We start from the raw sequence: 13876 nt of genomic DNA, 5'->3' as shown, positions 1-13876 counted from the left end.
TATGACCGTATTTTCCCGCACAGATACAAGCATTGTCAGCGACTGGTGGTGGACGGTAGACCGCTGGTTGCTGATGTCGCTTGCCCTTCTGATCGGGATCGGCATTGTCATGACCTTCGGCGCCAGTCCGGCCATTGCGGAAAAGCTTGGCCTCGACAGTTTTCATTTCGTCCGCCGCCAGCTCCTGTTCCTGGCGGTCTCCCTGGTCTGCCTGTTCGGGGTGTCCCTGTTGCCGCCGCGCCAGGTGCGCAGACTCGGCGTGATCCTGTTCCTGGTCTGTCTGCTGCTGCTGGTGCTGACGGCGCTGGTCGGCCCCGAGGCCAAGGGTGCCCGGCGCTGGCTCCGGATCGGCAGTTTTACCCTGCAGGCCTCTGAATTCATGAAACCGGCCTTCATTATCGTTTCCGCCTGGATGTTTTCCGAGGCCCGTAAAAGTCCCGGCTTCCCGGGCTGGAAAATCGCCATCGGGCTCTATCTTCTGGTGGTCAGCCTGCTGGTGATTCAGCCGGACTTCGGCCAGACGGTGCTGGTCTCCGTCGTCTGGAGCGCCATGTTCTTTATGGCCGGTCTGCCGATGGTCTGGGTCGGGGCCTTTGTCGCCTTTGGGCTGAGCGGAATCGTCATGGCCTATATGTTCCTGCCCCATGTGACCAGCCGTATCGACCGTTTCCTGAACCCGGAAAGCGGCGACACCTTCCAGGTGGATATGGCCATGAATGCGTTCAAGAGTGGCGGCCTGTTCGGGCGCGGCCCGGGTGAGGGGGCGGTGAAAAAGATCCTGCCTGACGCTCATACTGACTTTATTTTTGCCGTCACCGGAGAGGAATTCGGCATTATCATCTGCGCGGCGATTGTTCTGCTGTTTGCCGTCATTGTGATCCGCGGCATGGTCAACCTGATGAAGGAGCGGGACCTGTTTATTTTCCTCGCCGTCTCCGGCCTGCTGATCCAGCTCGGCCTGCAGGCCTTTATTAATCTGGGCGTTAACCTGGCCGTGCTGCCCAGCAAGGGCATGACCCTGCCGTTCATCAGCTATGGCGGATCGTCATTGCTGTCGCTGTCCATCGGCATGGGCATGGTGCTGGCGCTGACCCGGCGCAACAGCCGCTATGGCCAGGCCAATCCGGCAACCGGCTGGAGACTGGTATGAAGCGGCGGCGCACCTCCCATATCGTCCTGTCGGCCGGCGGCACCGGTGGCCATATGTTTCCGGCCGTGTCGCTGAAAAATGAACTGCTGGCCCGGGGGCACCGGGTGACCCTGATCACCGACGAGCGGGGGCTTGCCTACAAGGACTATTTCAAGGATGTGAAAATCCTCACCGTACAAAGCGCTACCTTTGCCGGCAAAAGCCTGTTGGGTAAGATCGGCGCTCTGTTCAAGGTGCTGGGTGGTATCCTTGAGGCCCGCTCCCTGCTCAGTATGCTGCGGCCGGGCTGTGTGGTCGGCTTTGGCGGCTATCCCTCCCTGCCGGCGCTTCGGGCGGCGGTGTTGATGGGGATTCCCAGCTGCCTGCATGAGCAGAATGCGGTACTGGGCCGGGTCAATCGCTATCTGGCGAAAAAAGTGGATGCGGTGGCGCTGTCCTTTGAAAATACCCAGAAGGCGAACTGGGAAAAATATAACTATACCGTGGTGACCGGCAACCCGGTGCGCAAGGAAATCGTCGCGCTGGGGGACAAGACCTATCCGCCCATCGGCGAAGACAAGATCTTCCGGATCCTGGTAATCGGCGGTAGCCAGGGCGCGCGGATTTTCAGCGATGTGATCCCGGCGGCGATCTCCACTTTGCCGCGCGCGGTCCAGCGCCGACTGCAGATCACCCAGCAGTGCCGGAAAGAGGATATTGAGTCCGTGCGTGCCAGTTATGCGGATACAAAAATCGCCGTCGAACTTTCCACCTTTATTTCCAATCTGCCGGAGTGTATGGAATGGGCACATCTGGTGATCGGACGGGCCGGGGCGTCGACTATCGCGGAACTGACGGCGGCGGGACGACCGGCCATTCTGGTGCCATATCCCTATGCCATGGATGACCATCAGATGGAAAACGCCAAGGAACTGGTGATCGCCGGCGGCGCCTGGATCTTCCACGAGAAGGAATTCAATCCCAGCGAACTGGCCAAGATGCTGCAGCGTCTGGCAAAAAGGCCCCGGGATGTGTGGCGGGCGGCGGAAGACAGTCGCAAGGTTGGCAAGCCCTATGCGGTCAAGGATCTGGCGGATCTGGTGGAACGGCTGGCCCTGGTCAAGGGGGACGCCGGGGTGATCAAGACGAATAAGCTGGAGGCTATTCACAAGCCTGCGGCTGCAAGTGAAGAAGAAAGTGAACCGAGTGAGAATAAACAACAGCGGCCGATCCTCAGCGCAGGAGAGCGGCCATGAATAAGAATATCCAGCCGCCCAGCATCGGCCATCCCATCAATATCGGCATCCTGCATTTTGTCGGCATCGGCGGCATCGGCATGAGCGGCATTGCCGAGGTGATGCATAATTTCGGCTACAAGGTGCAGGGCAGCGATATTTCCGAGAATGCCAACGTCCAGCGCCTGCGCGGCCTTGGCATCGATGTGAAGATCGGCCAGAAGGCGGACAACCTGGACGGGGCCTGGGGCATTGTGGTGTCCTCCGCCATCAAGCCCGACAATCCGGAAATGGTCGAGGCCCGGGCCCGCAAGATGCCGGTAATCCGCCGGGCGGAAATGCTGGCGGAACTGATGCGCCTGAAATGGTGTGTGTCCATCGCCGGCACCCACGGCAAGACCACCACCACCTCCATGGTGGCGGCGGTGCTGGACAAGGCCAGCTATGACCCGACCGTGATCAACGGCGGCATCATCAATGCCTACGGCACCAACGCCCGCCTCGGGGAAGGCGACTGGATGGTGGTGGAGGCCGATGAATCCGACGGCACCTTCGTCAAACTGCCGTCCACGGTGGCAGTGGTGACCAACATCGATCCCGAACATCTGGATTTTTACGGTGATTTCGAGACCGAGAAGGAGGCCTTCCGTACCTTCATCGAAAATGTGCCCTTTTACGGCTTTGCCGCCATGTGTATCGATCATCCGGAAGTGCAGGCCCTGATCGGCCGCATCACCGACCGCAAAATCGTCACCTTCGGTTTCAGTCCCCAGGCCGATATTCGCTGCATGGGGCTCAAATTCCTCGACGGCTGCGCCCATTTTGATGTGGAAATCAGCACCCGCCAGGGTGAAGAAGTGGAGACCCTGGAAGATATCGTGCTGCCGATGCCGGGCCGCCACAATGTGCTCAATGCCCTGGCCGCCATTGCCGTGGCCCATGAAATGGGCATTGACTCCCAGGTGATCCGCGAGGCCTTTGCCGATTTCTCCGGCGTCAAGCGGCGCTTTACCCGGGTCGGCCAGGTGGACGGCGTGACCATTGTCGACGATTATGCCCATCATCCGGTGGAAATTGCCGCTGTGCTGGCGGCGGCGCGTGAGGCCTACCAGGGCAAGGTCATTGCCGTGGTCCAGCCCCATCGCTATAGCAGGCTGAAAAGCCTGTTTGATGAATTCTGCGCCTGTTTCAACAATGCCGACACGGTGTTTGTCGCCCCGGTCTATGAGGCGGGCGAAAGCCCGATCGAAGGCGCCGACCGCGACAGCCTGATTGATGGCCTGCGTAGTTTCGGCCACCGGCAGGTGTTTGCTGTCGAAGGGATGGACGACCTGCCGCAAAAGATTGCCGAGACCGCCGGGGACGGCGATATCGTCATCTGCCTTGGCGCCGGCAACATCACCCAGTGGGCCAACGACCTGCCACAGGCGTTGCAGAAACTGAAAGGAGACGGGGCCTGATGACCGTGTCCGCGGCAACATCCCTTACTCTGGCTGACCGCCTGCCCCAGGTGCGGGGCAAATATGAATTTGACGCCCCGCTGGCCAAGCTGACCTGGTTCAAGGTGGGTGGCCCGGCCGCCGTGCTGTTCACCCCGGAAGACGAGGAGGATCTGGCGACCTTCCTGCGTCGCCTGCCGCGGGAAGTGCCGCTGCTGTGCCTCGGCGTCGGCTCCAACCTGCTGATCCGGGACGGGGGCTTTGACGGGGTGGTGATCCGCTTCGGCAAGAAATTTTCCGATATTACAGTCAAGGATACCGAAGTCATGGCCGGGGCCGGGGCGCCGGACATTGCCGTGGCTGCCGCGGCCCGCGATGCCTCTCTCGCCGGACTCGAATTCCTGCGCGGCATTCCCGGCACCATCGGCGGGGCGGTCCGTATGAATGCCGGCGCCTATGAGCGGGAAATGGCCGATGTGCTGGTGGAATCCCGGGCGCTCGACCGGGCCGGGAACGCGCATCGCTTTACCCTGCAGGAAATGGGGTATAGCTACCGTCATTCTGATCTGGCGGAGGATTTGATTTTCACCGGCGCCATCCTGCAGGGCACGCCGGACCTGAAAGAGAATATTGAGCGGCGCATGCAGCAGATTGCTGACGCCCGCGAGGAAAGCCAGCCGCTCCGGACCCGTACCGGCGGCAGCACCTTTAAAAACCCGGCCGGACACAAGGCCTGGCAGCTGATTGACGCGGCCGGTTGCCGCGGCCTGCGCGTCGGCGGCGCCCATGTCTCGGAAAAACACTGCAATTTCCTGATCAATGACGACAACGGCACCGCCGCCGACCTGGAAAACCTGGGTGAGGACGTGCGCCGCCGGGTGAAAGAAACCTCCGGCGTCGGGCTCGAGTGGGAAATCCGTATCGTCGGTGACGCGAAGGAGGACCGGTCATGAGCAAGCATGTGGTGGTTCTGAAAGGCGGCTGGTCCGCCGAGCGCGAGGTGTCGCTGATGAGCGGGGCGGCGGTGGCCAAAGCCCTGACCAATGCCGGCTACAATGTCACCGAACTGGATGTCACCCCTGATGTCTATACCGACCTGGTGCGGATCAAGCCCGACGTGGCCTTTAACGCCCTGCACGGCCGCTGGGGCGAGGACGGCTGCATCCAGGGCCTGCTGGAAATCCTCAAGATTCCCTATACCCATTCCGGGGTGCGCGCTTCGGCCGTGGCCATGGACAAGATCGCCGCCAAGGCCATGTTCCGCACGGTGGGTATTCCCTGTGCTGAGGACAAGCTGATCGAAGGGGCCGCGCTGTTCAAAACCGATCCGCTGCCCAGGCCCTATGTGGTCAAGCCGGCCAACGAGGGCTCGAGCGTCGGCGTGGTGATCGTGCGCGACGGCAGCAACCTCAGCCCTGACATGCCGGGCCCCTGGCAGTCGGGCAGTCTGCTGATGGCGGAACAGTTCCTGCCGGGCCGCGAGCTGACCGTGTCGGTGATGGGCGACAAGGCGCTGGCGGTCACCGAGCTTCGGCCGCTGAGCGGGTTTTATGACTATGAAGCCAAGTATCAGGACGGCAAGACCGAGCATCTGGTCCCGGCGCCGCTGGACGATGAGATGACCGGCCGGCTGATGCATCTGGCGCTCGAGGCGCACAGGGTGCTGGGCTGCCGCGGCGTGAGCCGGGCCGATTTCCGCCTCGATGACGGACCGGACGGCGACGGTATCCCCTATATCCTGGAAGTGAACACCCAGCCTGGCATGACCGACCTGTCGCTGGTGCCGGAACAGGCCGCCCATCTGGGCATCTCTTTTGAAGACCTGGTGAGCTGGATGGTGGAGGACGCCTCATGCGATCGCTGATCACATTCTTCCAGCGCAATAGGGAACCGCTGAAGCGCGGTGAGCGCGAGGCCCAGAGCCTGAAACGCCGCCGTCAGAAGGATCTGTTGATCCGCAGCACCGGTGTTTCCGTGGTGGCGCTGGTTGTGATCATGTCGGTCTACCTGTGGCAGAGCGGCATGGTGTCCGACGCCCTGCACAGCACCGGCGAGCGGGTCGGGGAACGGCTGACCGATGCCGGTCTGGTCGTCGGGGAAATCCGCATTGACGGCCAGAAGCAGGCGGCGCTGGACGATATCCGCAAGGCGCTGGCGGTCAGCCACGGCGAGAATATCATGGCGCTGGACCTGAAAGCGATGCGCGAGCGGGTCGAAGCGCTGGACTGGGTCGAAAGCGCCAGCATCGGCCGCGCCATGCCCGATATCCTGACCGTGCGGATTGAGGAATATGATCCGGCCGCCCTCTGGCAGGTTGACGGCCACCTGTGGCTGGTGACCCGGGACGGCAAACGGATTACCGACCAGAAGCTGGGCCTGTTTCCCGCCCTGCCGATGGTGGTGGGGCAGGGGGCGGACAGCGCGCTGCCGGGCTATCTTGAACTGGTGGCGGCCTGGCCGGAGATTTTTGCCGGGGTGGAAAGCGCGGTGCGGGTCGGCGATCGCCGCTGGGACCTGTTGTTGAAGCGGGGTATTACCGTGCGCCTGCCCGAGAAAAATGTGACCCAGGCACTGGAGAAATTCGCCGCGCTCACGCGGGACGAGAAAATACTGGAAAAGGATATCCTGGCCGTGGATTTGCGCCTGGAAGACAAGACCTTCATTCGCCTGACGCCGGGCGAGGCCAAACGGCGCAGGATGGCTGCGGAAAATACCGAAGAGGAACAGATTTAATGGCCGTGTTGCGTGAAAAAATCATTGCCGCGCTGGATATCGGCAGCAGCAAGATCTGCTGCTTCATCGCCCGGGTCGGCGAGGACGGCCGGCCCCATGTGATCGGCATCGGCCACCAGGTGTCCCAGGGTATCAAGGCCGGCACCGTGGTGGATATGGAGGAGACGGAAACCTCGATCCGCGCCGCCGTGGACACCGCCGAGCGCATGGCCGGCGGCAGCCCGATCGAGAATGTCTATGTCAGTATCTCCGCCGGCCAGCCGGAAAGCCGCCATTTCGCCGTCGAGGTGGATGTGGCCGGGCACCAGATCAGCGACGTGGACATCAAGCGGGTGCTGGACGGCGCCAAGGAACACCTGCGCAACGAGGAACGCTTTGTGGTCCATTCCCGCCCCGCCAGCTACAGCATCGACGGCGTGAGCGGGGTCAAGGACCCGCGCGGCATGTTCGGCGAAAAGCTTGGCGTTGACATGCATATGGCCACCGTGGCGGTCAGCCCGCTGAAAAACCTGCAGACCTGTATCAACCGCTGCCACCTCAATCTGGCCGGCGTGGTGCTGTCGCCCTATGCCTCCGGGCTCTCCAGCCTGGTGCAGGACGAGCGCGAGCTGGGCAGCGTCTGCATCGACATGGGCGGCGGACTGACCAGTGTCGCCGCCTTCAAGAATGACGAGTTTATCTATGCCGATACCATTGCCCTCGGCGGCAATCACGTCACCAGCGACATCGCCCAGGGCCTGTCGACACCGCTTGCCAATGCGGAGCGGCTCAAGACCCTGTTCGGCAACTGCTTCCCCCGCGCCATGGTGCGCGACCAGATCGACATCGTGCAGACCGGCGACGACGGCGGCGAATATACCACCACCATTCCGCGCTCCATGCTGACCAGCATCATCGGCCCGCGGATGGAGGAAATCCTGGAAATCGTCCGCGACCGGCTGGTGGCCTCCGGCCTTGACAGCGTGGTCGGCCGGCGCATCGTCATCACCGGCGGCGCGAGCCAGATGAACGGGCTCGAGGACCTGGCGAAAAAGGTCTTCGCCACCGGCAAGTTCGAGCGCCATATCCGCATGGGCCGGCCGCTCAGTGTGGACGGCCTGGCCGACGCGACGGCGGGCCCGGTCTTTTCCACCTGCGCCGGGCTGCTGAACTATGCGGCGACGCGGCCGGACGAAGTGCATTTCCATGCCGACGCGCAGCCGGTGCTGGGGGTATTTTCCCGCATCAGCCGCTGGGTGAAGGAGAATTTTTGACAGAAATGACTCGAACCGAGTCAAAAAACGACTCGGAATGCAAAAAAAACGACTCGGAGAGCATTTTTATTTAGACAGTGCGAATCGCATAAGGTAACTTATTATTAACTATATGTAGAGCAACACTGAATCACGGGATGTTCAGTGCAGCCAGGAGACCAGAATGACCATCGAATTTACGACTCCAGAATTGACAGAATTGCAACCAAAAATTTCCGTTTTCGGGGTTGGCGGTGCCGGTGGCAATGCGGTCAACAATATGATCATCGCGCAGTTGCAGGGGGTCGATTTCGTTGTCGCCAACACCGATGCGCAGGCGCTGGCCAACTCCAGGGCTGAACAGAAAATCCAGCTTGGCGCAGAGCTGACCCAGGGCCTTGGCGCCGGCGCCCGCCCGGAAGTGGGACGGGCTGCAGCCGAGGAAACCATGGACCTGATCGAGGAGCACCTGCAGGGCGCGCACATGGCCTTCATCACCGCCGGCATGGGCGGCGGTACCGGCACCGGCGCCGCGCCGATGATTGCCGCCAAGGCCCGGGAAAAAGGCATTCTGACGGTTGGCGTGGTCACCAAACCGTTCCAGTTTGAAGGGTCCCGCCGCATGAAGCTGGCCGAACAGGGCATTGCCGAGCTGGCCGAGCATGTGGATACGCTGATCATCATCCCGAACCAGAATCTGTTCCGGGTCGCCAACGAGCACACCACCTTCGCCGACGCCTTTGCCATGGCCGACGAAGTGCTGCACTCCGGCGTGCGCGGCATCACCGACCTGATGGTCATGCCGGGTCTGGTCAACCTCGACTTTGCCGACGTGCGCACCGTGATGAGCGAAATGGGCAAGGCGATGATGGGCACCGGCGAAGCCTCCGGCGAGGGCCGGGCGCTCGAAGCCGCCGAAGCCGCCATTTCCAACCCGCTGCTCGATGAAGTGTCCATGAAGGGCGCCCAGGGCGTGCTGATCAACATCACCGGCGGCATGGACCTGACCCTGTTCGAAGTGGACGAAGCCGCCAACCGCATCCGCAGCGAAGTGGACCCGGACGCCAATATCCTGGTCGGCTCCGCGCTGAACCCGGATCTGGAAGGCAAGATGCGCGTGTCCGTGGTCGCCACCGGCATTGACGGCTCCGCCCAGCCGCGCCTGGAAGAGCCGACCCGCACCTATGATTTCGGCAAGCCGAAGACGGAAGAAGTGGCCGAAGCGATCATGGAAGCCATGGTCGAGGAAACCGTGGCCGAGGAGACCAGTGAACAGCCGGTCCCCCAGTCAACGATGGACCTGTCCAATGAAGCTTACCTCGAGGAGCCGCTGGAGCTCACCGAGGAAGTTGAGGACGACGATACTGCCGAGCTGCTGAGCCAGCTTGACGACAGCATCGTTGAAGATCGTGGGGTCGAGGAACGCCAGACTGCCGAGACTTCTGTGGACGAAGACCGCGAAGCGCCGTTCATCGCGCCGGAACCGGTACTGCCGGAAAGCCGTCCCGAGGAGCTCAGCGAGAAGGCCGATCCCTATGCCGAGGCCGCCATGGCCAATGCCGGCACCGAGAAGAGCGGCCGGCTGAATATTTTCGGCTCCATGCTCGGCGGTAAAAAAAAGGCTAAGCCGGCCAAGGAACCGATCCTGAAGCAGGGCGACCTGCTGGGCGCGCCCAGGGCGGAGGCCCCGAAGGTGCAGGAAGAAGCCAGGCCGGCGCCGGTCGCCAATCCGATCCGCCAGAAAACTGAAGAGCAGCCGCAGGCAGAAAAACCGGTGGAAGCCGCGCCGAAAGCAGAGCCGGCCCGCACACCGCTGACGGCCGGCGAGCGGATTACCCCCGCGGGCTCGACGGCGGAAAAAGACGACGACCATCTGGAAATTCCGGCCTTCCTCAGAAGGCAGGCCAACTGAGTTTAAACGCAGGATAACAATAACAAAAAGTACAGGTAGAACAGGGATCAGTTGTTAGAGTGTTTGTTCCGAGTATCGTTCGAGTTGAGTAATTCCCCTGGACTGAGATACAAGGCGGGCTTGCCCCGCCTTTTTTCTTTGGGGCGTGTGCTTCGTCATTCCCGCTTCTCTAGCCGTCATTCCCGTGAAAACGGGAATCCATGCCTGACACCGGATAGGCTTCTCACGTGGGCGTATGGACCCCCGCTTTCGCGAGGGTGACGGGTTGAGGGTGGGACGCATTTCCGCTAAACTGTGACTGTTTCAGCATTGGGGAAATCTATGACAGAAAATATATCTTTTCTAAAGGATGAAGAAGTAGAACTGCCGCTCCCAAGTCAATGGCGCCAGATATTTATTGATATTGTTGAATCAATAAGGGTCGGTGACTTTCGATTAGAAAAGGCGCCTGGTTCGGTCGAAAGGTTGGGTGAGGATGATGCCAAAAGAATAGAAGGTAATATTACAGAATACGGTGTCGGCTTGGTGGCTCTTCCAAATGAGACCTGGGATACGTCTGTTTGTCGATGGATGGGGAATTACTGGCAAGTTCTGATTGACCTTTATTCTGCTGAAGAAGGAGCAAGTGACTTGGTCTTGTTTGCCAAAGTAACTGAACAAGACGGCGCATTTCGATTTCAAGTGGAAGATGTGCACGTTCCATAGGAATGGCGTTGGTCTCCACTTATCAAAGCTGGGGCAGAGAAAGTGAGCTTATAAAAACGGGCCCGCTCACGTGAAGCAGGGCCCGTTCAGTTTGTCAGATAATATTATATTTTAAATACTTAGATAACCCCCCGGCGCATCTGGTCGAGCTCGATGGATTCAAACAGGGCCTTGAAGTTGCCCTCGCCGAAGCCCTGGTTGCCCTTGCGCTGGATGATCTCGAAAAAGATCGGGCCGATCACATTGTTGGTGAAGATCTGCAGCAGGATGCCCTGGTCGTCGCTGCCGTCAATGAGAATGCGGCGCTTGCGCAGCTCCTCGACATCTTCGTGATGGCCTTCGACCCGGTCGTCGATCAGGTCGTAATAGGTATCGATGGTGTCCTGCAGGCTGACGTCATGGGCGCGAAGGGTATCCACCGTGCGATAGATATCCTCGGTATGCAGCGCCACATGCTGGATGCCTTCGCCGCGATATTCCATCAGATATTCGACGATCTGCGACTTGTTGTCCTTGGACTCGTTGAGCGGGATATGGATCTTGCCGCAGGGGCTGGTCATGGCCTTGGAAGTGAGGCCGGTTTTCTGGCCCTCGATATCGAAATATTTCAGCTCCCTGAAGCCGAACAGCCGCTCGTAAAACTCGGCCCAATAGGCCATGCGGCCCTGGTAGACATTATGGGTCAGGTGATCGATGAACTGGAAGCCGGCGTCGGCGACGTCTTTCTCGTCGTCGAGCTCGACCGGCACGAAATCCACGTCATAGATGGTGTTGTCGCCGTAGCGGTCGACCAGGTAGAGGCGGCTGCCGCCGATGCCCTCGATGGCCGGGATATAGAGCTCCATCGGCGCCACATCGACCGGCACCGGGTTGGCGCCGAGCTTGAGGGCGCGCTCATAGGCCTGTTTGGCGTCCTTGACGCGGAAGGCCATGGCGCAGATGCTCGGGCCGTGGGCGAAGGCATAACGCTGGGCGAAGCTGTCGGGCTCGGCATTGATCAGGAAGTTGACGTCGCCCTGGCGGTGCAGGGTGACATTCTTGTGCCGGTGTTTGGCTACGGTTTTGAAGCCCATCTGCCGGAACAGGGCGCGCAGTTTTTCCGGTTCCGGGGAGGCATATTCGATGAATTCAAAGCCGTCCAGGCCCATGGGGTTTTCAAACAGTTCAGCCATAGCAGTCTCCTGAAGTCTTAAACCTGTATCCGTTTCACTCTTTTGGGTGTTTCGGGAATTATACTCCGGGAATGCTGAAATATTGTTTTTGATTTTCGCCAATATGCGATAAAATAGGGAAAATATTCCATAAAAGGATTGTTATTGAAATGTCCGTTACGCTTGATGCTTCAGACCGGAAAATCCTCACCCTGATCCAGCAGGACGCGACCCTGACCCATCAGGAGATCGCCGACAGGGCCAATCTGTCCTCCACTTCGGTGTGGCGGCGGATCAAGAGCCTGGAGGAAGCGGGGGTGATCCAGGGCCGGGTGGCGCTCTTGGATGCCAAGCAGGTGGGGATGCAGGTCAGCGCCCTGGTCAGCGTGCGCCTCACCCACCAGGGAGCCGGCACCGGGCAGGAGTTCGAGACATTCATCGCCGGGCGGCCCGAGGTGCTGGAATGCTATGCGGTGGTCGGCAATTACGACTATGCCATGATCATCCGGGTGCCGGATGTGGAGCGGTTCGAGAAGTTCCTCTCCGGCACGCTGCTCTCCCATCCGGCCGTGGCCTCCTCCACCTCCAGCTTCGCCATGCGGCAGGTGAAATATTCCACGGCGCTTAGTTTGGACTAGCTTTGGGTTTGGAGTAGCTCTTACCAGGTGGCGCTGACATGCACCCCGATATAATCGGCGCTGGCCTCGGGGGTGACGGTGAAGCCCTTGTAGGGTTCGGTGAATACATAGCTGGCGAGGATGCCGATGGCGGCGCCGGCGACCACATCTTCCACATGGTGTTTGTCCGCATCAACCCGGCTCCAGGCGACAAAACCTGCGCCGAGATAGGCGGGAATGCCATATTCCCAGCCATAGCGTTTCTGGATGAAGGCGGCGCCGGCAAAGGCGACGGTACTGTGGCCGGACGGGAAGGAATCGCAACATTCGCCGTTGGGGCGGCGCTTGTCGATCACCTGCTTCAGGGCCAGGGTGACCGCCGTGGAGCTGGCCAGGGACTCGATCAGCTGAATGGTGCCGTCGTTGGTGTCCTGTTCATGGAGCAGGGTGGCGCCCAGGGCCACAAGGGGAATGGCGACGGCGCCGGCGTCCCCAAGTTTTTCCGTGGTTTTCTTGGCTTGGGCCGGGGAAAGGAGAAGCAGGGAGGCGATGAGGCCCCCCACGACTGCCTGGCTGAATTTTTTCATGACTTTGGAGCTCTTTATTGGAAAGAGCTACCCTAGCATGAAGTCTCCCAGCGCCTCAAGGCAAGCTTCATTTTCCTCGTCGCGGCCGATGGAAATGCGCAGGGAGCTGGTCAGGCCGTAGTTGCCGACCGGGCGGACGATGATGCCTTTGGCGCGCAGATAGTCGTTGGCGGCCGAGGTCTGTTCTTCAGTAGCAAAATGGGCCAGCACGAAGTTGCCGAGGCTCGGTGTCACGGTGAGGCCCATGCCTTCGAGCCGTTCGGTCATCAGCGGCAGCCAGCGGTTGTTGTGGGCCCGGGCTTTTGCCACGTGATCCTGGTCGAGCACCGCGGCGGTGGCGGCGGCCTGGCTCAGGGCGTTGACATTGAAGGTGCCGCGGATGCGGTTCAGCACCTCGAGTATGGCGGCGGGTGCATAGGCCCAGCCGACCCGCAGTGCGGCAAGGCCGTAAATTTTCGAGAAGGTGCGGCTCACCACCACATTGTCCCTGCCGTTATCCACCAGTTCCATGCCGGCGTTGAAATCGGCTGTCTCCGGATATTCCGCATAGGCGGCGTCCAGCACCAGCAGCACATCATCGCGCAAGCCGTCGCGCAGCCTTTTGATCTCGCTGTAAGGCACATAGGTGCCGGTCGGGTTGTTGGGATTGGCCAGCACCACCATTTTGGTGCGCTCGGTCTGGGCCGCGATCATGGCGTCGATATCGGCGACATAGTCTTTTTCCGCGACCAGCACCGGCGTGCCGCCGGCGGCCATGGTCATGATCGGCGGCACCAGGAAGCCATATTTGGACAGGATCACTTCGTCGCCGTCGGCTACATAGGCGCGCACCAGCAGGGTCAGCATTTCCTCGGAGCCGTTGGTGCACAGGATCTGGAGGGGATCGACGCCGTGCACTTCGCCGATGGCAGTGCGCAATTCGGTTGAGGCCGGATCCGGGTAGAGCGCCAGGTCTTTTTCCAGCGCTGTGTTCAGGGCCTCATAAACCCTGGGGCTGGCACCGAGCGGGCTCTCGTTGGAGGCCAGTTTGATGATGCGGTCGACGCCGGCGATTTTGGACTCGCCGGGCTTGTAGGGGGTAATATCGAGGACGCCGTTACGCGGTGTTACTGTCATGATGTCGGTCCGTTTTTTTT

At 60.7% G+C, this 13876-nt stretch carries 13 protein-coding genes; 10 read left to right on the top strand and 3 right to left on the bottom strand.

The window, feature by feature from the left end; all coding sequences use genetic code 11:
- Position 1 precedes the first annotated feature (1 nt).
- The 9 genes from ftsW (at position 2) to FIV46_RS16040 (ending at position 10385) form a co-directional block, all read left to right on the top strand.
- Positions 2–1150 carry a putative lipid II flippase FtsW gene (gene ftsW / locus FIV46_RS16080; protein ID WP_139941941.1) on the top strand — a complete coding sequence of 383 codons (1149 nt, stop codon included), beginning with the start codon at positions 2–4 and terminating at the stop codon, positions 1148–1150.
- A complete protein-coding gene (gene murG, locus FIV46_RS16075) occupies positions 1147–2385 on the top strand; it encodes an undecaprenyldiphospho-muramoylpentapeptide beta-N-acetylglucosaminyltransferase (RefSeq protein ID WP_139941940.1) in 1239 nt (412 codons plus the stop codon). The genes ftsW and murG overlap by 4 nt, the downstream gene beginning before the upstream one ends.
- Entirely contained in the window at positions 2382–3824 is a 1443-nt protein-coding gene (gene murC / locus FIV46_RS16070; protein WP_181163276.1) for a UDP-N-acetylmuramate--L-alanine ligase, read from the top strand. The genes murG and murC overlap by 4 nt, the downstream gene beginning before the upstream one ends.
- The gene (gene murB / locus FIV46_RS16065; protein WP_139941939.1) at positions 3824–4756 is read left to right on the top strand and encodes a UDP-N-acetylmuramate dehydrogenase; all 933 of its coding nucleotides are present in this window, start codon (positions 3824–3826) and stop codon (positions 4754–4756) included. The genes murC and murB overlap by 1 nt, the downstream gene beginning before the upstream one ends.
- A complete protein-coding gene (locus FIV46_RS16060) occupies positions 4753–5667 on the top strand; it encodes a D-alanine--D-alanine ligase (protein WP_139941938.1) in 915 nt (304 codons plus the stop codon). Before murB ends, FIV46_RS16060 begins: the two co-directional genes overlap by 4 nt.
- Positions 5655–6536, top strand: coding sequence for a cell division protein FtsQ/DivIB (locus tag FIV46_RS16055; protein ID WP_139941937.1), 882 nt, complete (start codon positions 5655–5657; stop codon positions 6534–6536). The genes FIV46_RS16060 and FIV46_RS16055 overlap by 13 nt, the downstream gene beginning before the upstream one ends.
- Positions 6536–7789 carry a cell division protein FtsA gene (ftsA, locus tag FIV46_RS16050; RefSeq protein WP_139941936.1) on the top strand — a complete coding sequence of 418 codons (1254 nt, stop codon included), beginning with the start codon at positions 6536–6538 and terminating at the stop codon, positions 7787–7789. Before FIV46_RS16055 ends, ftsA begins: the two co-directional genes overlap by 1 nt.
- Before the next feature lie 163 nt (positions 7790–7952).
- A complete protein-coding gene (ftsZ, locus tag FIV46_RS16045; protein ID WP_139941935.1) occupies positions 7953–9680 on the top strand; it encodes a cell division protein FtsZ in 1728 nt (575 codons plus the stop codon).
- A gap of 321 nt (positions 9681–10001) precedes the next feature.
- Positions 10002–10385 (top strand): DUF7668 domain-containing protein, encoded by a 384-nt coding sequence (locus tag FIV46_RS16040; RefSeq protein WP_139941934.1) that lies wholly within the window; start codon positions 10002–10004, stop codon positions 10383–10385.
- A 119-nt stretch (positions 10386–10504) separates the two neighbouring features.
- Here the strand turns inward: FIV46_RS16040 and hppD are convergent, their stop codons facing one another.
- Entirely contained in the window at positions 10505–11557 is a 1053-nt protein-coding gene (gene hppD, locus FIV46_RS16035; RefSeq protein ID WP_139941933.1) for a 4-hydroxyphenylpyruvate dioxygenase, read from the bottom strand.
- Between the two features lie 149 nt (positions 11558–11706).
- Between hppD and FIV46_RS16030 the strand changes: the two genes are divergently transcribed.
- On the top strand, positions 11707–12174 hold the full coding sequence (locus FIV46_RS16030; protein ID WP_139941932.1) for an Lrp/AsnC family transcriptional regulator: 468 nt from the start codon (positions 11707–11709) through the stop codon (positions 12172–12174).
- Between the two features lie 20 nt (positions 12175–12194).
- Here the strand turns inward: FIV46_RS16030 and FIV46_RS16025 are convergent, their stop codons facing one another.
- On the bottom strand, positions 12195–12740 hold the full coding sequence (locus tag FIV46_RS16025; RefSeq protein WP_139941931.1) for a phosphatase PAP2 family protein: 546 nt from the start codon (positions 12738–12740) through the stop codon (positions 12195–12197).
- A gap of 27 nt (positions 12741–12767) precedes the next feature.
- Positions 12768–13856 (bottom strand): histidinol-phosphate transaminase, encoded by a 1089-nt coding sequence (gene hisC / locus FIV46_RS16020; RefSeq protein ID WP_139941930.1) that lies wholly within the window; start codon positions 13854–13856, stop codon positions 12768–12770.
- Positions 13857–13876 lie beyond the last annotated feature (20 nt).

Origin of the sequence: Emcibacter nanhaiensis (assembly GCF_006385175.1) — a bacterium.
GTDB classification, from domain to species: Bacteria; Pseudomonadota; Alphaproteobacteria; order Sphingomonadales; family Emcibacteraceae; genus Emcibacter; species Emcibacter nanhaiensis.
The sequence above is the reverse complement of the archived record's forward strand: the minus strand, read 5'-3'. Positions and strand labels throughout refer to the sequence as shown.